Annotated in this window: 17 protein-coding genes and 2 pseudogenes; 9 read left to right on the top strand and 10 right to left on the bottom strand. The window is 72.3% G+C overall.

Features of this window, described 5'->3' with window-relative positions; translation table 11 throughout:
* Position 1: 1 nt before the first annotated feature.
* Both OG494_RS07865 and OG494_RS07860 read left to right on the top strand, forming a co-directional pair.
* Complete coding sequence (locus OG494_RS07865; protein WP_328453414.1) at positions 2-934, top strand: DMT family transporter; 933 nt, start codon at positions 2-4, stop codon at positions 932-934.
* A gap of 312 nt (positions 935-1,246) precedes the next feature.
* Positions 1,247-1,924 carry a fasciclin domain-containing protein gene (locus OG494_RS07860; protein ID WP_328453412.1) on the top strand — a complete coding sequence of 226 codons (678 nt, stop codon included), beginning with the start codon at positions 1,247-1,249 and terminating at the stop codon, positions 1,922-1,924.
* Positions 1,925-2,434: 510 nt separating this feature from the next.
* Here the strand turns inward: OG494_RS07860 and OG494_RS07855 are convergent.
* Positions 2,435-3,115, bottom strand: a complete 681-nt coding sequence (locus OG494_RS07855; RefSeq protein WP_328453410.1) for a TetR/AcrR family transcriptional regulator — start codon at positions 3,113-3,115, stop codon at positions 2,435-2,437.
* 66 nt (positions 3,116-3,181) lie between these two features.
* On the opposite strand from OG494_RS07855, the gene OG494_RS07850 reads away from it, so the two are divergent.
* Both OG494_RS07850 and OG494_RS07845 read left to right on the top strand, forming a co-directional pair.
* Positions 3,182-4,291: an FAD-dependent oxidoreductase gene (locus OG494_RS07850; protein ID WP_328453408.1), complete on the top strand. Its 1,110-nt coding sequence runs from the start codon at positions 3,182-3,184 to the stop codon at positions 4,289-4,291.
* Between the two features lie 45 nt (positions 4,292-4,336).
* The gene (locus OG494_RS07845; protein ID WP_328453406.1) at positions 4,337-5,554 is read left to right on the top strand and encodes a cytochrome P450 family protein; all 1,218 of its coding nucleotides are present in this window, start codon (positions 4,337-4,339) and stop codon (positions 5,552-5,554) included.
* Positions 5,555-5,637: 83 nt separating this feature from the next.
* On the opposite strand, the gene OG494_RS07840 is transcribed toward OG494_RS07845, so the two are convergent.
* A complete protein-coding gene (locus OG494_RS07840) occupies positions 5,638-7,131 on the bottom strand; it encodes a serine hydrolase domain-containing protein (protein ID WP_328453404.1) in 1,494 nt (497 codons plus the stop codon).
* Between the two features lie 97 nt (positions 7,132-7,228).
* Positions 7,229-7,411 (bottom strand): hypothetical protein, encoded by a 183-nt coding sequence (locus OG494_RS07835; RefSeq protein WP_328453402.1) that lies wholly within the window; start codon positions 7,409-7,411, stop codon positions 7,229-7,231.
* Positions 7,412-7,425: 14 nt separating this feature from the next.
* Between OG494_RS07835 and OG494_RS07830 the strand changes: the two are divergent.
* A pseudogene (locus tag OG494_RS07830) lies at positions 7,426-7,566 on the top strand (cytochrome P450); the annotation flags it as partial.
* 91 nt (positions 7,567-7,657) lie between these two features.
* Here the strand turns inward: OG494_RS07830 and OG494_RS07825 are convergent.
* Positions 7,658-7,816 (bottom strand): hypothetical protein, encoded by a 159-nt coding sequence (locus tag OG494_RS07825; RefSeq protein ID WP_328453400.1) that lies wholly within the window; start codon positions 7,814-7,816, stop codon positions 7,658-7,660.
* An 83-nt stretch (positions 7,817-7,899) separates the two neighbouring features.
* Between OG494_RS07825 and OG494_RS07820 the strand changes: the two genes are divergently transcribed.
* Positions 7,900-8,550, top strand: coding sequence for a DUF4230 domain-containing protein (locus OG494_RS07820; protein ID WP_328453398.1), 651 nt, complete (start codon positions 7,900-7,902; stop codon positions 8,548-8,550).
* A gap of 248 nt (positions 8,551-8,798) precedes the next feature.
* Positions 8,799-9,239, top strand: coding sequence for a hypothetical protein (locus OG494_RS07815; RefSeq protein ID WP_328453396.1), 441 nt, complete (start codon positions 8,799-8,801; stop codon positions 9,237-9,239).
* Positions 9,240-9,269: 30 nt separating this feature from the next.
* Here the strand turns inward: OG494_RS07815 and OG494_RS07810 are convergent, their stop codons facing one another.
* Positions 9,270-10,211: an NAD(+)/NADH kinase gene (locus OG494_RS07810; RefSeq protein ID WP_328453394.1), complete on the bottom strand. Its 942-nt coding sequence runs from the start codon at positions 10,209-10,211 to the stop codon at positions 9,270-9,272.
* Between the two features lie 5 nt (positions 10,212-10,216).
* Positions 10,217-10,792: a M15 family metallopeptidase gene (locus OG494_RS07805; protein WP_328453392.1), complete on the bottom strand. Its 576-nt coding sequence runs from the start codon at positions 10,790-10,792 to the stop codon at positions 10,217-10,219.
* Between the two features lie 86 nt (positions 10,793-10,878).
* Here OG494_RS07805 and OG494_RS07800 point away from each other — a divergent pair, with 86 nt between their 5' ends.
* Complete coding sequence (locus tag OG494_RS07800) at positions 10,879-11,568, top strand: response regulator transcription factor (RefSeq protein WP_328453390.1); 690 nt, start codon at positions 10,879-10,881, stop codon at positions 11,566-11,568.
* Entirely contained in the window at positions 11,561-12,661 is a 1,101-nt protein-coding gene (locus OG494_RS07795; RefSeq protein WP_328453388.1) for a sensor histidine kinase, read from the top strand. Before OG494_RS07800 ends, OG494_RS07795 begins: the two co-directional genes overlap by 8 nt.
* On the opposite strand, the gene OG494_RS07790 is transcribed toward OG494_RS07795, so the two are convergent.
* From OG494_RS07790 to OG494_RS07775, 4 genes and pseudogenes are all read right to left on the bottom strand, one after another.
* Positions 12,624-13,742: a UDP-N-acetylglucosamine--N-acetylmuramyl-(pentapeptide) pyrophosphoryl-undecaprenol N-acetylglucosamine transferase gene (locus tag OG494_RS07790; protein WP_442874390.1), complete on the bottom strand. Its 1,119-nt coding sequence runs from the start codon at positions 13,740-13,742 to the stop codon at positions 12,624-12,626. The genes OG494_RS07795 and OG494_RS07790 overlap by 38 nt on opposite strands.
* A complete protein-coding gene (vanX, locus tag OG494_RS07785) occupies positions 13,723-14,331 on the bottom strand; it encodes a D-Ala-D-Ala dipeptidase VanX (RefSeq protein WP_328453384.1) in 609 nt (202 codons plus the stop codon). The genes OG494_RS07790 and vanX overlap by 20 nt, the downstream gene beginning before the upstream one ends.
* Positions 14,328-15,359 carry a D-alanine--(R)-lactate ligase gene (vanA, locus tag OG494_RS07780; protein WP_328453382.1) on the bottom strand — a complete coding sequence of 344 codons (1,032 nt, stop codon included), beginning with the start codon at positions 15,357-15,359 and terminating at the stop codon, positions 14,328-14,330. Before vanA ends, vanX begins: the two co-directional genes overlap by 4 nt.
* Positions 15,356-16,318, bottom strand: a pseudogene (locus tag OG494_RS07775) (D-isomer specific 2-hydroxyacid dehydrogenase family protein); the annotation flags it as partial. The pseudogene OG494_RS07775 and the gene vanA, both read right to left, overlap by 4 nt.
* Positions 16,319-16,322 lie beyond the last annotated feature (4 nt).

Raw genomic sequence — 16,322 nt, 5'->3', positions numbered from 1 at the left:
CATGACGACCCCGACCCATCGTCGCGCCGCCTGGATCCCCTACGCCGGCCTGCTGGTCCTGTTCTGGGGCGTCTGGGGCGCGTTCTCCAGCCTCCCGACGTCGCTCTACAAGTACCCGGACCCGATGGTCTACGTCATCTGGTCGGTCACGATGCTGATCCCCGCCTACTTCTCGCTGCGCGGGCGGAAGATCGACCGCCGCCCGATCGCCGCGGTGTACGGGCTGCTGATCGGGCTCACCGGCGCCGGCGGGCAGCTGGTGCTGTTCAAGGCGCTCACCATCGGCCCGGCCTACATCATCTTCCCGATCGTCGCGCTGTCGCCGGCGATCACGGTCCTGATGGCGTTCGGCGCGCTGCGCGAGCGGCTCAGCGCCTTGAGCTGGATCGGCGTCGGGCTCGCGCTGGTGTCCATCGTCCTGTTCTCGGTCTCCTCCGGCGACGCCGGCGAAGCCACCGGTCCGTACCTGCTGCTGGCGATCCTGGTGTGCGTCGCGTGGGGCGTGCAGGCGTACTTCATGCGCAAGGCCGCGGTCGTCGGGGTCAACGACGCGACGACGTTCGGCTGGATGACGGTCAGCGGCCTGCTGCTGATCCCGGTCGCCCTGATCATGATGGGCGGCCTGCCGCTGTCGTTCCCCTGGCAGGCGCCCGCGCTGACCGCGATCACCCAGCTGCTCAACGCGGTCGGCGCGCTCTTCCTCGTGATGGCCATGAGCCGCGGGAAGGCCTCGATCGTCGCGCCGGTGACGAACGCGCTGGCGCCGGTGCTGACCATCGTGCTGTCGCTGATCGTCTTCCAGACCCTGCCGACGGCCTTCCAGCTCGGCGGGATCGTCCTGGCACTCGTCGGCTCGTCGCTCATGGTCTACAGCTCGGAGAAGACCGGCGAAGAGCCCGTCGTCACCGCCGATCCGCGGGGATCGGTGTCGTGACGCGCGCAGCCCGCGGACGGCCGGGTCCAGGAAGCGGTCACCTTTGGTCCGCTCCGCCGCTGTCCACCAGCCGCAGGCCGCTCAGCACCGTGGCCGCCCCGGGTGGACACACCCTCCGGTTCACTCGTTAGAGGGATCCGCGGATCGGCGCCCATCCGCCGGCGCCGCAGGTGCGAACACAGGTCACGGCCCGGGAGAAACGGGCCGGGAGTTTCCGCCGGACGACCCCATCCGATCCGGCGGCAGCTTCGAACGACCTGTAACCAGGCAGTCCACAATGGACTGTCCCCGCATGCACTGGAGTGATTCTTCGTGACCAAGCTTCGTCTCGCCGGTATCGGTATCACCGCGGCCGCCGCGCTCGCCCTGACCGCGTGCAGCGGCAGCGACACCGCGTCCTCGGCCAGCTCCAGCGCCCCGGCCCCGGCCCCGTCCTCCTCGATGGCCGCGCCGTCCTCCAGCGCCGACTCGGGCGCCTCGAACGGCATGACCACCAACGCCGACGTCTTCGGCCCCGCCTGCAGCCAGCTGCCGCAGGGATCCGCGCCGGGTTCGCTGGACTCGATGGGCCCGCAGCCCGTCGCCTCCGCCGCCTCGACCAACCCGCTGCTCACCAAGCTCGTCGCCGCGGTCAAGGCCACCAACCTGGTCGACACCCTCAACAGCGCCCCGGCCATCACCGTGTTCGCCCCGGCCGACCCGGCCTTCGCCGCGCTGGGTGACGCCAAGTTCAACGAACTCGCCGGCAAGCCCGCCGAACTGTCGCCGATCCTGCAGTACCACGTCGTCGGCAAGCGTTACGACGCCAAGGGCCTCGCCTCCGCCGGCACCCTCGACTCCCTCAACACCGCCGGTGGCCCGCTGAAGATCGAAGGCACCGGGGACAACATGACCGTCAACGGCGCGAAGATCCTCTGCGGCAACATCCCCACCAAGAACGCCACCGTCTTCGTCATCGACAAGGTCCTCACCCCCGGCACCAACAAGTAGCACTTTCTCCCGGGCCGCCCCGCCCTCCCTCGCGGGCGGCCCGGCATGGGACGACCGCCGCAGCCCGGTGACGACCGGGACTGCGGCGGTCGCCATTTGCGCGCCGGTTTCCCGAACGGGAGCCCGGCGCCCGCAAGCCCGGCGGCGGGGTGCAGGAGATCCGCCGCCGGGGGACGCCGAAGCGGCGGCGTTCCGCCGGTCGCCGCCCAGCCGGATCACTCCAGGGTTGCGGCGGCGGCCGGCCCTCCCCCGCGCCGGGACAACAGTGCACGACGGCACCAGGATCAGAACGCAAGCGATGCGCCCTGCCGAAGCGGTCGTGAGTGTTTAGGGCGGTTCTAACCGCCCTAAACACTCACGACCAGCCGCGGCAGAACGCTTGATCGCGGCCCGGTGGGACTTCGCCGGCGCCGCGCACTTCAGCCAGGCGTTCTGCGGCGCCTACGGCCTTTCGCCGAGCCGGGTCCGCCGGGACGGGAAACCTTTTGCCCTGAAGGAAAACAAGCCGTGTCAGCGGGCGATGCGGGCCGCGATGCCGTCGAGCAGGAAGTCCAAGCCCATCCGGAACGTCTCGTCCGCGTCCAGGTGGGCGGCGTCGTGGATGACCGTGGACAGCGCGGGGAACCGGCCGGTGGCGAAGGCCCGCATCAGGTAGGGCCCGAACGTGGCCTGCCACTGCGCCTTGTCCATCCCGCTGGCCCGCTCGGCGCGCCGCTCGGTGACTTCCCGGCGGACCGCGCCGATCACGTACGCGTTGACCGCGTCGACCACCGGCATGACGTCGTCCACGCCGACGGCACCCATCGCGGCCACCACGGCCTCTCCCCTGGCCAGCGCGTGCGGCCCGAGCTGGGGCCGCCCGCCGATCAGGTCGGCGAGCCATTCGTGCCGGTGCGCGGCCCGCCGGGTGGTTTCGGCCGAGGAGCGCAGCACCTCACGCCAGTCGTCGCCGATCGGCCGGGTCTCGGCGTAGATCGCGTCGAGCATCAGGTCGAGCAGCTCCTCCTTGGTGGCGATGTAGCCGTACAGCCGCATCGGCCCGACGTCCAGCGCGGCCGCGATCTTGCGCAGCGACACCGCAGCCAGACCGTCCGCGTCGGCCAACCGGATCGCCGTGCCGACGATCAGCTCCCGGCTCAAGGGCGCCAGCACCGGCCGGTCCGGCGGCTCCGGCCGCTCCCACACCAACATGCGGCTGACGATACATCGCCCGTCCTGATACGCTGTATTTACCAATACGGTGTATCGGAGGCAGTCATGGACATCGCCATCGTCGGGGCCGGCATGGGCGGGTTGGCCCTGGCCCGCGTGCTGCACGTGCACGGCATCGACGCCGTCGTGTACGAACGGGAACCGTCGCGGGACGCGCGCGGTCAAGGCGGCATGCTCGACATCCACTCCGGGCAGCGGGCGCTGCGCGAAGCCGGCCTGTTCGACGAGTTCACCGCGATCGCCCGCGGCGAAGGCCAGGACATGCGGCTCCTCGAGCCGGACGGCACCCTGCTGCTGCAGGAGGACACCCCCGACGACGCCCCGCTCGCCCGGCCCGAGGTCGACCGCGCCGATCTGCGCGACCTGCTGCTGGACTCCCTCCCCGAGCACACGGTGCGCTGGGGCCACGCGTTCGCGTCGGCCGGCGACGGCGTCGTGCGCTTCGCCGACGGCAGCAGTGCGACCTACGACCTCCTGGTCGGCGCGGACGGTGCGCAGTCCCGGGTCCGCGCCCTGCTCACCGACGCCCGCCCGGAGCACATCGGCCAGAACGTCGTCGAGCTCGGCATCCCCGACATCGACCGCACGCACCCCGATCTCGCGGCGATGGTCGGGCGCGGCAACTACTGGGTGCTCGGCGACGGGAAATCCCTGGCGGCGCAGCGCAACGGCGACGGCCGCGTCCGCGTCGGCCTCAGCTTCTACAACACCGGCGAGGACTTCTTCGCCACCAGCGGGATCCCCCTCGACGACCCGGCCGCCGCCCGGGCGCGGCTGATCGACCTGCTCGCCGGCTGGGACCCCCGGTTCACCGCGCTGATCGCGGCCTGCGACGACACGGTCGCGGCGCGGTCGATCACCACGCTCCCGATCGGCCTGACCTGGCCGTCGACGCCCGGCGTCACGCTGCTCGGCGACGCCGCGCACCTGATGCCGCCGGTGGGGGAAGGCGCCAACATGGCGCTGCTCGACGGCGCGCTGCTCGCCCTCGCGCTGGCCGCGCACCCGGACGACCATCCGGCCGCCGTCGAAGAGTACGAACGCGAGATGTTCACCCGCGCCGGCGCCGCCGCCCGGATGTCCGCGGACATGCAGGAACTGCTGATGGCGCCGGACGCGAGCCAGCGGCTGCTCGCGTTCTTCCAGCCCGGCTGACCGCGGGCCGGTGTCCCGGAGGGATCTTCGTGGCAGGATGGCCGGGTGCCGCCCGAACCCGTTGTGGACCTGCGTGACCCGGCCGTCCTCGGCGACCCGATGCGCGGGTACGACCGCATCCTCGCCGAATCACCGGTCTGCCGGGCCCGGCTGCCGAACGGCGACGAGGGGTGGCTGATCACCCGCAGCGACGACGTCCGCGCCGTGCTCTCCGACCCGGCTGTGCGCAACGATCCCACCGGCCTGCCGGGGCACGGCGCCCAGACTCAGGAGCAGGCGTTCCTCGCGCTGGGCACGCCTCCGGAGCACCTGCCCTACCTGCGGGCGAGCCTGCTCAGCCTGGACGGGCCCGAACACGCGCGGCTGCGGCGCAGCATCAGCCACGCCTTCGGCGCGTCCCGGGTCGCCACGCTGCGCCCGCGGGTGCAGGAGATCGTCGACGTACTGCTCGACGGCCTCGGCTCCGCGTCCGGGACCGTGAACCTGCTCGACGAGTACGCCTACCCGCTGGCCATGGCCGTGGTCTGCGAACTGGTCGGTGTCCCCGAAGCGGACTGGGCGGATTGGTGGCGCTGGGGGAAGGTGCTGGTCGGCACCGATCCGGCGCAGATCACGCCGACGCTGGGCGAGATGTTCTCCTTCTGCCACAACCTGATCGACCAGCGCCGCGCCGACCCGCGCGACGACCTGATCAGCCAGGTCGTCGCCCAGGACGACCTGACCGACGTCGACGCCGTGGCCGTCCTGGTGTTCCTCGTGCTCGCCGGGCACGAAACCATGGCGCACATGCTGTCCAACGCGGCCCTCGCCCTGATGCGCGATCCGGCCCAGCGGGAGCTGCTGCGCACCGAGCCGGAGCTCTGGCCGGCCGCGGTGCGCGAGCTGGTGCGCACCGACGGCCCGGTGCAGCTGGCCCGGCTGCGCTACGCCGCGACGGACATCGAGGTGGGCGGTGTGCGGATCGGCGCGGGTGACGCGGTGCAGGCGGTGCTCGGCGCCGCCAACCGCGACCCCGCGCGGTTCGCCCACCCGCACGACGCCGACGTCCGGTGGCAGGCGCAGCACGGCGGCCGCGAAGGCAGCGTCGGATTCGGCTGGGGGCCGCACTTCTGCCTCGGCGTCGCGCTGGCGAAGCTGGAAGCCGAGGTCGCGCTGCGCAGCCTGTTCGACCGATTCCCCGCGGTGTCCCCCGTGGCCGAACCGGCCTGGGTGCCGCTGCCCCGCGGCCGGCACCGCGTCAACCTGGACGTCCGGCTGCGCTGACTCACCATGGTGCGCCCGACATCACCACGGACGCGCCGCACAACCGCCGCCCGGCACCGCGTCGACCTGGACGTCCGGCTGGTTCACCGCGGCGCACGGGCGTAGAAGCCGACCGGCATCGTCACGTCGGCGCTCGACGCCCCGCACTCGAGCATCCACAGCGCCGCGGCGGGGCCGAGGTCGCGGCCCAGGGCGCCGAGCGCGTCCGGGTCGGGGGCGGCCGCGCGCGCCTGCTCCACCCCGCGCACGAACGCGTCCGGGTCCCAGCCGCCGGAGTCGGCGCCGCCGAGGCTGCGCGCGCCGGCGGTCAGCGTCGCGGCCGGCAGCGGGTCGGTGATGCCGAGCAGGCCGTGGGTGCGTTCCCCGGCGAGGATCCCCATCCAGCGCGAGCTTTCCGGGGTGGGGCGGGGCCCGGTCCAGCGGGGCCGGCCGTCCATGTCCGGGAGCTTCGCCGGGCTGCCGGACACCGCCCAGCGGCCGGCCCACTCGACGGCCAGGCCCGGAGCGCTGCGGGAGGCGGGGTTGTGGAAGCGGGCCATGTCCCACCGGTTGCCGACCGCGACGGCGGCGAGGTCGCGGTGCGGCCAGACCCGCGCCTCCCACCAGAACCCCCACGGGAACGCCGCGGTGTGCCCCCACCACCAGTCGTCGCCCAGCTCCGGGTCGGCGAGCTCGAGGGTGAGGCCCGAGAACGACCGGACGCCGTGCTGGCTCGGGCGCGGGACGCGCGGGGCCACCATCGCCGCGAGCGACTCCGGGCGGACGAGCCCGCGGTCGCCGTTCGCGGTGCGCAGCAAGGATTGCAGCAGCCGCCCGGCGTCCGCGGCGCTGGTGTGCATCCCGACCCCGGGGTAGGCCGAGGTGCGCAGCGGCGGGCTCGGCAGGCACCAGTCGCCGAACGCCATGTACCCGGTCGCCCGGCCGGTGTTCCGGTCCGGTGAGCCGGGCGCCCACGGGTTCCGCGTGCCGTCGTCGATGCTCGTGTCGTTCATTCCGGCCGCCGCGAAGACGTCCCGGTGGACGCGGGCGCCGTAGGGCTCACCGGTCAGGTGCTCCACGGCACCACCCAGCACGCCGACGCCGAAACTGGAGTACGAGTAGGGACCCGGCGCCGTCACCAGCGGCAGCACCCCGCCGTACTCCACGGCACGCCCGGCTTCGTGGCGGCGCCGGACGTAGTCGAGGACCGGTTCGGCCGGCGCGGTGTGCGCCACCGCCGTGACGATGTCGCTGTAGTAACCGCCCTGGTGGGCGGCCAGCATGGCCGTGGTGACGGGCGCGGGGTCGGCACCGCGCAGCCCCGCGGGCAGCACCTGGTCGATCGGCGTGTCCAGGCCGACCGCGCCGGCCTCCACCAGCTGCAGGAAGGCCAGCCCCGTGACAGGTTTGGTGAGCGACCCCGCCGGCGCCACCGTCTCGGCGGTCATCGGCCGGCCCGCGCCCAGGTCCGCGAACCCGGTCGCGGCGGTGCGCAGCTCGCTGCTCGTCGCCACCGCGACGGCGACCCCGGGCGTGCCGGTGACGGCCGCCAGCCGCGGCAGGACGGTGTCGAGCGCCATCATCACATCGTCGAGCATGCTGCTCCTCGCTGAGTCGACCGGAGTGCCGCGATCGCGTGCCTGTTCGGCACGTGATCATCCCCTGGTCCGCGGAAGCAGGTGCAGCGACATCGGCTTACCCGGCCGTTCCGTCGGCCATCGCGCTCGGGAAGCCGGTCCACGGACCGTCGGGAACGCGCTCCTCCACCCGGTCGAGGTCGGCGCGCATCGCCGCCGCCAGGGACTCGTCGCCGTCGCGCGAAGCCGACAGCCGGCGAGCCAGGTCGTGGCCGGCCGGGGCCGGGTCTTCGGGATCCACCTCGACGTGACACCGTGCTGCCGGCTATCGGTTCCGCCAACAGGGATCCGGCGATGTTCGAGCGCCCGGACGAGCTGGACCTGCAGCGGCCCCGGGGCGGCAACCTGGTGTTCGGCCACGGCATCCACTACTGCCTCGGCGCCGCGTTGGCCCGAATGGAGGCGAATCGCGCGCCGCTGGAACGCCTGCCCAGGCTCACGCTTGCGGTGATCCGGGGCCTCACCGACCTTCCGTCCACACGGACGGTTAGGCCGCCTGGCCCTGGCTCCACTCCGCCACCGGTTCGGCGGGCGCGCCGATCTTGGTGCCCTTGCGGTAGCCGCCGAAGATCAGGCCGAGCACCACGATGACGAGGAAGATCAGCAGAACCCACAGCCACAAGGACTTGCGCACGACGTTTCCCATCGTCGGAGACCTGACCACCCGAGCGGCAACACCGTACCCTCGCGATCGCTTAGCCTTGCGGCGGCGTGGGTAATCCTCCCGGTATGACTGGTTGGGGAAAGCGGCTCGTCGTCCTGGCGGTGGCGGTAGTGGTGCTGGCCGCGGCGGCACTCGTCGCATCGGCCGTGCACCTGTTACCCCAACTGCGCAATCCGTTCGCCGAACAGACCGAGGAGCACTCCGGTCCGGTGCTGCTGCAGTCGATCGTCGAGCTTTCGCGGTACGAAGCCGCCAGTGGTTCGTTCCAGGTGGTCGTCGACATCACGACCAGCTCGGCCCTGCCCAGTTTCCTCGCGGGCAGCGACACCATGTTCATCGGCGTCGGCACGGACAACGCCTTCGTGGACTTCTCGCACTTGAAGGGCGACGCGGTCCAGGTCTCCGACGACCGCCTGTCCGCCACGCTCACCCTGGGGCACGCGCAACTGGAGCCGGCGACCCTGGACGTGCACGAGTCGCACGTGTACGCGCAGCAGCAGGGTTTGTTCACCCGCATCAACGAGTTCCTCAGCGGGAACCCGAACTCCCAGCAGGCGCTGTACGAGCTCGCCCAGAAACAGATCCAGGGCGCGGCGGAGAAGAGCACGCTGGTGGCCGACGCGGAGCGCAACACCAAGACGATGCTGATCGGCCTGCTGCAGTCCCTCGGCTTCAAGAACATCACCGTGAACTACGCCGACAACGCCGTCGGCTGACGAGCGGAAGCGCGGGCAAGCCAGGCGGCCCGGATTCGCCGGCCCGCGGGCAGAACCTCTTCGACGGCGGCACCGGCTACCCACCCCAAGGGCCGCGCTCGGGTCCCGGCCGGTTAAGCCCGGCGCACCGGTGACCTGCCGTGCGCCACACCCTCGCCGGCCCGGTACGGCTGAGGCTCCGGCGCCGAGGACGTCGTCCCCTCCGGGCCGCTCGACCGGGTGGCGGCCGGGCAGGCTAGCTTGCTCGGGTGACTCTCCTCGACGACGTGGCCGAACGCGACGGCTGGCGATGCTGGGTCTGCGACGAACCCGTCGACCCCGGCATGTCGGTCAACGACCCGCGCGGGCCCAGCGTCGACAGCCGGACCGCGGACCGCAAAGCCAAGATCGCCGAACGGCTCGCGCACCGCGGGTGCAACACCCGCAAGGGCGCGGTCAAGGTGGTCATCGCCTGGCCGGACCGCCTGCACGTGGTCGAGCCCGCGCCGCTGATCACCGTCGCCGCACGGCTGGAACGCAAGGGCGGCCGCGAGATGGTCGCCCGGTGCCCGACCGAGAAGGATGCCCAGGAAGCGGCGGACTGGCTGGTGGACCGGTTCTCCCGGCTGGTGCCCGGGCTGCCGGTGACCACCGCCGTCGAGCCGGGTGGCGGCCAGTTCCTCCTCATCCTGGCCGCCGGCCGCCGCTGAGCGGCGCACCCCGCGGGCACGCCCGGCCGGTCACTGCTCCGGCAGCTGACGGCGTTCGCGCAGGCGGGCCAGGTCCTCGCGCATTCCGGTGGGCAGGAGCTCGGCCATCTGCTCGGGACGCAGCGGCAGGTCGAGCAGGCTGAGCTTGACCCGGCTGCGCCGCGCGTGCCGGCCGGGATCCAGGCGCACGACCTGTGCCGCGTCCGGGCGCAGGGTCGCCGTCAGCGGGGTGGCGGGATCGAGCGGCCGCCACGCGTTCCCGTCGACGCGCAGCATCGGCGGGGCGCTGCGGGCCGCGCCGCGCAGGGTGACGACGTCGCGGGCGGGCAGCACGATCGAGCGGCTGACGCCCGACATCGAGGCGACCGGGGTCACCGCGAACACTTCCGCCGCCGGGGAGATCACCGGGCCGCCGGCGGCGTAGTTGTAGGCCGTGGAGCCGGTCGGGGTGCTCAGGATCAGCGCGTCACAGCGGTAGTACCCGAACTGCGCCCCGTCCACCAGCAGGTCGACCTCGACCGTCGCGCCGGGCTCGGCCCCGCCGACGACGACGTCGTTGAACGCGACCGCGGTCGCGTCGCCCTCCGCCAGCGCGATGCAGCTGTGCGGCTCGACCTCGAAGTCCCCGGCGTGCACCCGCTCGAGGGCGGCGGCGAGCTCGGGCGGCGCGATCTCGACCAGGAACCCGACGTTGCCGTAGTTCACCCCGAGCACCGGCACCGGCCGGTCGACGGCCAGCCGCAGCGCGCCCAGCATCGTCCCGTCGCCGCCCAGGCTGACGACGGCGTCCACCTCAGCCGCGAACTCGGCGTCGGACACCACCGCCACGCCCGCCCCGACCTGCGCCGCGTCGGTCTCCCGCACCAGCAGTCCGACCCCGCGCCGCGCGGCGAACGAGACCAGCACCTCGACCGAATCGTGCACCGGCTTCCGCGGGTGCGCCACCACCCCGACACGACTGATCTCTGCCATGGGACTCATTCTGGCCGTTCGGTGCCCGGGACGCCGGTCCGTGCCGAGGTCTGCCGCATCCTCGGGTCGTGCGTGGGGTCGGGGTACATCGGCGGGCACCCGCCCTCGACGGCTTCGAGCCGCAGTTCGTAGTGCCAGGGCTCGTTGCGGTAGATCTGGCAGAGCCCGTACCCGGCGCCGTGCGCGGAAAGCCACGCCCGGGCTGCGGCGGGACCGACGTCGACCGCGTCGCCCGACACGTGCGCGGACGTGGCGGGGGTGGCCACCCACCGGGCCGCTTCCGTGGCCGAGCCGTACTTCGAGACGGCCTCGTGGAGCAGGTGCTCCTGGTACGCCGGGGAACGCCAGCCGCCGTTGACGAGGATCGCGACGCCGTCGTGCGCGGCCTCGGTCGCGGCCCGGCGCAGGGCGCCGAGCAGACCGGGATCGAGGTTGGCCACGGCCGGCGTCTCGTCGTCGAAGACCGGCACGGGGTCGGGAACCGCGCCGTGTGCTTTGCCGAGCGCGCGCCGGAAGTCCGAAGAGGACGCCGGCGCGGGGGTGCGACGGGCCGCCGTTCGTGCTGGTTCGCTGGAGGGCATGCCCCCAACCAAGGCGGCGCGGCGTTGCCGGCCCGTATGGGGCTTTGGATATGACGACGATATGCCGCGGCTCGTAGCATCGGAGGATGCGTGTGCTGATCGTCGAGGACGAGCCCTACCTGGCGGTGGCCATCCGTGACGGGCTGCGCCTGGCGGCGATCGCCGCCGACGTCGCCGGGGACGGCGACACCGCGCTGGAACTGCTGGGCGTCAACTCCTACGACATCGCCGTGCTCGACCGCGACATCCCCGGACCCTCCGGCGACGAGATCGCCGCGGGCATCGTCGCCTCCGGCAGCGGCATGCCGATCCTGATGCTCACCGCCGCCGACCGGATCGACGACAAGGCGTCCGGGTTCGAGCTCGGCGCCGACGACTACCTCACCAAGCCGTTCGAGCTGCGGGAGCTGGTCCTGCGGTTGCGGGCGCTCGACCGCCGGCGCGCGCACGCCCGGCCGCCGGTGCGCGAGATCGCGGGCCTCCGGCTGGACGCCTTCCGCCGGGAGGTCTACCGGGACGGCCGCTACGTCGCGCTCACCCGGAAGCAGTTCGCCGTGCTCGAAGTCCTCGTCACGGCCGAAGGCGGCGTCGTCAGCGCCGAAGAGCTCCTGGAACGGGCGTGGGACGAGAACGCCGACCCCTTCACCAACGCCGTGCGCATCACCGTGTCGGCGTTGCGCAAACGCCTCGGCGAGCCCTGGGTCATCACCACCGTGGCCGGCGCCGGGTACCGCATCGACGTGGCGCCGCCGCACGAGGGAGCCGAGCGTGACTAGGGAGCCCGGGTTGAGCGTCCGCCTCAAACTCACCCTCAGTTACGCCGGTTTCCTCATGCTCGCCGGCACTTTCCTGCTCGCCGCGGTGTGGGTGTTCCTGCTGCGAGGCACACCCATGAGCATGCTCGCGCCCAGCTTCCCCAACGTCGCGCGCGCCCTGGATCCCCACAACTTCGGCCCCGGTGTCTTCGGCTCGGCGGCCATCGTGGTGCTGGTGTTCCTGCTGGTGTTCGGACTGCTGGGCGGCTGGCTGCTCGCCGGCCGCATGCTCGCCCCGCTCAGCCGGATCGCCGAGGCCACCCGCCTGTCCGCGAACGGGTCGCTCTCCCACCGGATCCGGCTGCCGGGACGGCAGGACGAGTTCCGCGAGCTCGCCGACAGCTTCGACGCCATGCTCGCCCGGCTCGAAACGCACGTCCTCGAGCAGCGGCGGTTCGCGGCCAACGCGTCCCACGAACTGCGCACTCCCCTGGCGACCACCCAGGCCCTGCTCGACGTCGCCCGCGACGACCCCGCGCGGGACCAGCTCGAGCTGATCGACCGCCTCGACACGGTCAACAAGCGCGCGATCGAGCTCACCGAGGCCCTGCTCCTGCTCAGCCGCACCGAGCAGCGGTCCTTCAGCTGGGAACCCGTCGACCTGTCGCTCATCGCGGAAGAAGCCGCCGAGATCCTCCTGCCCTTCGCGGAGAAGCACGACGTCACGGTCGAGACGTCCGGAGACATCACCCCGACCGACGGCTCACCCGCGCTGTTGCTGCAGCTGACCACGAACCTCCTGCACAACGCCATCGTGCACAACCTCCCCGGCCACGGCACCGTGCGGCTCGAGACCGCCGTCCGCCCCGGGTTCGTCGTGCTCACCGTCGAAAACTCCGGCGACAAGCTCAGTCCACAGCTGGTCTCGACCCTCACCGAGCCGTTCCAGCGCGGCACCGAACGCATCCGCGGCGACCGCGAAGGGGTCGGCCTCGGGCTGGCGATCGTCAAGAGCATCATCCGGGCGCACGACGGAATCCTCCACCTCACCCCCCGGCCCGACGGCGGTCTCCGCGTCACCGTGCAGCTGCTCGCCGCCCGGCCACCGCGGTGAGCACGTGCCGGGCCAGGACGTCGCCACCGTCCGGCGCGCCCGCCGCGGCCGCGCGGGCCGCCATCGCCGCCACCCGCCCGGGGTCGGTGAGCACCGGGATCAGGGTGGTCGCGAGCCAGGCCGGGCCGAGGCCGGCGTCGTCGACGAGCAGCCCCCCGCCGGCCGCGACGACCGGCTCGGCGTTCAGCCGCTGCTCACCGCCGCGCAGGGGCAGCGGGACGTACGCGGCGGGCAGGCCGACGGCGGCCAGTTCGGCGCACGTCATCGCCCCCGAGCGGCAGAGCACGAAGTCGGCCGCGGCGTAGGCGTACCGCATCTCGTCGACGTACGGGACGATCACGTACGGCGGGTCGCCGTCCGGCACCTCGGCGGCGTGCCGCGCCCCGGTGATGTGCAGGACCTGCACGCCGGCCGCGCGCAACGCCGGGGCCGCGCCGGACACGGCGTCGTTGATCGTCCGGGCGCCCTGCGAACCGCCGGTGACCAGCAGCACCGGACCGTCGGGGCGCAGGCCGAAACGCTGCCGCGCGGCGTCGCGCAGCGCGGCTCGGTCGAGCCCGGTGATCGCCTGCCGCAGCGGGATCCCGACGGCGGTGGCGTGGGCCAGCCGGACCCCCGGCGCCGCGGTGAACACGTGGGTCGTCAGCCGGGCCGCCAGCCGGTTGGCCACGCCGGGCCGGGCGTTCGCCTCGTGGACGACGATCGGCAGGCCCCGCCGGTGGGCGGCGAGGTAGGCCGCCATGGCGACGTAGCCGCCGAAGCCCACCACGGCCTCGGCCCGCACGCGGTCGAGCACCGCCCCGGCCGCCCGCACCGAGTCGCGCAGCCGGCCCGGCGTCCGCAGCAGGTCCCGGTTCAGCTCGCGCGGCAGCGGCGCCGGCGGAATCAGTTCGAGGGGGTAGCCGCGAGCCGGGATGAGCGTGGTGTCCAGGCCGCGGACCGTGCCGAGCGCGGTGATCCCGGCCGGGTCCGCCAGCCGGCCCAGCGCGTCGGCGAAGTTCATCATCGGCTCGATGTGCCCGGCCGAATGGCCGCCGGCGACCACGACCCGCGGGGCGGGGCTAAGCGAGGGGAAAGTCAAAGTAGCGGTCCGGATGAGGTTCGTCGGCCAGGGTGTAGTGCCACCACTCGACCTCGTACGAGCGGAAACCGCAGGACTCCATGAGGGACCGGAGGTGCCGGCGGTTGGCCGCCTCGGCCGGCGTGATTCCTGGTGCGTCGTGGTGGGAGAGCTCGTCCATCAGGTCGTGGCCGCCGCCCATCGCCGCGAGCTCGCCGGTGGCCAGGTGGTAGAGCGTCAGGTCGACGGTGCTGCCCCGGCTGTGGCCCGATCTGGCGGCCACGTAACCCTTTCCGACCATCTCGGCGCGGTCGATGTTCGGGTAGTGGCGTGCCTTCGTCCGGCCGTCCTCCGGCTGGGCCGACCAGCGCAGGAAGCAGTCCACAGCTCGTTGCGGGCGATAACCGTCCCAGAGCAGCAGGCCGAAGCCGAGGGGCGCGGCCTTCTCCCGCGCGTCCTCCAGCGCCGCGCACAACACCGTCGTGCCGGCGATCCGGTTCGCCAGGTAGCCGTCCACGGGTTTGCCGGTGAAGTTGTCCCAGGTCGCGTACTTGGCGTCCCAGCGCAGCCCGGGCACGTGCTCGTCCACGAAGACGAAGTCGTCGTTCACCGGTCTTTTCCCGTCAGCGCCAGCGACACGACCCGGTCGATCACCTCGGCGAGGGGCAGCCCGGCGGCCGCCATCATCCTCGGGTAACGGCTGTAGGACGTCAGGCCGGGCAAGGTGTTGACCTCGTTGAGGACCACGGTCCCGGCTTCGGTCAGGAACATGTCCACTCGCGACAGTCCCGTGCACCCCAGCGCCCGGTAGATCGCCTTCGCCGTCTCCTGGACGAGCGAGCGTGCCGCCGCGGAGATCGGCGCGGGCACGGTGATCGTCGAGTTCTCGGAACCGCTTTCCGGCGCACTTTCCTGGTGGATGCGGAAGAACCCGTGGGACAGCGAGATCAGGTCCACCTCGCCGGCGGTCAGCTCGAGGTCGTCGCCGAGGATCGCGCAGCCGACCTCGCGACCGGCGACCGCCCCCTCGATCAGCACCTTCGAGTCGTACTGCCGCGCGGCTTCCACCGCGCCCCGCAGGTCCTCTTTGCCGGCTACTTTGCTGACGCCGAACGACGATCCCGAGCGCGCCGGCTTCACGAAGACGGGATAGGTGAGCTCATCGGGATCGGGGTTCTCGTGCGCCGGGACGACCCGGAAGTCCGGCGTCGCGATGCCCGCGCTGCCGGCGACGACGTAGGCGAGGGACTTGTCCATGCACAGCGCGGAACCCGGGATGCCGCAACCGACGTACGGGATGCCGGAAAGCTCCAGCAGGCCTTGCAGCGCACCGTCCTCGCCGAGCGTGCCGTGCAGCACGGGCAGGACGACGTCCAGGCCGATCGCCCGGTAGCGGCCCTCCTCCAGGACGAGCAAGCCGCGGACGCCGCGGTCCGGCGACAGCACGGCCGGGCGGCAATCACGGGTTTCCCAGTCCTCGTCCGGGCTGTCGCAGAGCTTCCATTCGCCGCTCTTCGTGATCCCGATCCAGTACGGCTCGTACCGGTCGGGGTCGAGGTTCTTCGCGACCTCCCGCGCGGACTTGACGGACACGAGGTGTTCTTCGGAGGTGCCCCCGAAGACGATTCCGAGCTTCATATCCACTGCTGCTTTCTGCTGGCGAAGTTCACGCAGTTGACCAGGGAGTTTTCGACGGTGTCCCGTAGGGCGTGCCCGGTGTAGTAGGCGGTGTGCGGGCTGATGACGACGTTCGGCAGCTCCTGCAACCGCGACAGCAAGCTGTTGGCCACGGGTTTGTCCCGGTGGTCCGCGTAGAAGATGCCGTCTTCACCTTCGACGACGTCCAGTGCCGCGCCGCCCAGTTCGCCGCTCTCCAGCGCCGAAACGAGGGCTTCGGTGTCGAGGAGCGGTCCGCGTCCGGTGTTGATGACGTAGGCGCCGCGTTTCAGCAGCTCGATGCGCCGACGGTTCAGGAGGTGGTGGGTGCCGGCGTCGAGCGGGGTGTGGAGCGTGACGATGTCGCTCTGCCGCACCAGATCGTCGAGGGGAACGTACTCGACGGCGGCTTCGGGACGGCTGTCGTAGGCCAGCATCCGGCATCCGAAGCCCCGCAGCCGGTCCACGACCGCCGCGCCGATGCGTCCGGTGCCGACGATCCCGACGGTCAGATCGCGCAGCTCCTTCCCGCGAGTGTCGCTGAGCCGGTAGTCGTGGACGTCCGCGCGTCTGAGGGTGGCTTTGACATCCCGTACCGCCATCAGCATCAGCATCAGCGTGTAGTCGGCCACGCTGTCGGGCGAATAGGCGACGTTCTCGACGGAAATCCCGACACTCGCCGCGTAGTTCACGTCGATGTGGTCGTAGCCGATGCTTCTCGTGGAGACGTACCGCACGCCGGCCTGGCTGAGCGCGAGCAGAGTGCCGTCGGAGAGCCGGGTTTTGTGGCCCACGCTGATACAGCGGTTTCCGGCCGTCGAGCCGACGCCGGCCTCGGCGACCGAGGCCTCCGTGATGGTCGGCACGACACCGAGCCGTGGGGCCAGTTCCCGGATCAGGGCGGCCTCGTCCCGGCCGCACCCGTAGACCGTGATGCCCATACCC

The organism is Amycolatopsis sp. NBC_00438, assembly GCF_036026695.1.
Taxonomy (GTDB): Bacteria; Actinomycetota; Actinomycetes; order Mycobacteriales; family Pseudonocardiaceae; genus Amycolatopsis.
This window is presented reverse-complemented; position numbering and strand designations above follow the sequence as displayed.

Bases quoted from the DNA above. Each gene is read 5' to 3' on its own strand.
- OG494_RS07855 (WP_328453410.1), bottom strand. From the start codon at position 3,115: ATGTTGGTGTGGGAGCGGCCGGAGCCGCCGGACCGGCCGGTGCTGGCG.
- OG494_RS07840 (WP_328453404.1), bottom strand. From the start codon at position 7,131: ATGCTCGACGATGTGATGATGGCGCTCGACACCGTCCTGCCGCGGCTG.
- OG494_RS07865 (WP_328453414.1), top strand. From the start codon at position 2: ATGACGACCCCGACCCATCGTCGCGCCGCCTGGATCCCCTACGCCGGC.
- vanA (WP_328453382.1), bottom strand. From the start codon at position 15,359: ATGAAGCTCGGAATCGTCTTCGGGGGCACCTCCGAAGAACACCTCGTG.
- OG494_RS07850 (WP_328453408.1), top strand. From the start codon at position 3,182: ATGGACATCGCCATCGTCGGGGCCGGCATGGGCGGGTTGGCCCTGGCC.
- OG494_RS07800 (WP_328453390.1), top strand. From the start codon at position 10,879: ATGCGTGTGCTGATCGTCGAGGACGAGCCCTACCTGGCGGTGGCCATC.
- OG494_RS07825 (WP_328453400.1), bottom strand. From the start codon at position 7,816: ATGGGAAACGTCGTGCGCAAGTCCTTGTGGCTGTGGGTTCTGCTGATC.
- OG494_RS07820 (WP_328453398.1), top strand. From the start codon at position 7,900: ATGACTGGTTGGGGAAAGCGGCTCGTCGTCCTGGCGGTGGCGGTAGTG.
- OG494_RS07810 (WP_328453394.1), bottom strand. From the start codon at position 10,211: ATGGCAGAGATCAGTCGTGTCGGGGTGGTGGCGCACCCGCGGAAGCCG.
- OG494_RS07805 (WP_328453392.1), bottom strand. From the start codon at position 10,792: ATGCCCTCCAGCGAACCAGCACGAACGGCGGCCCGTCGCACCCCCGCG.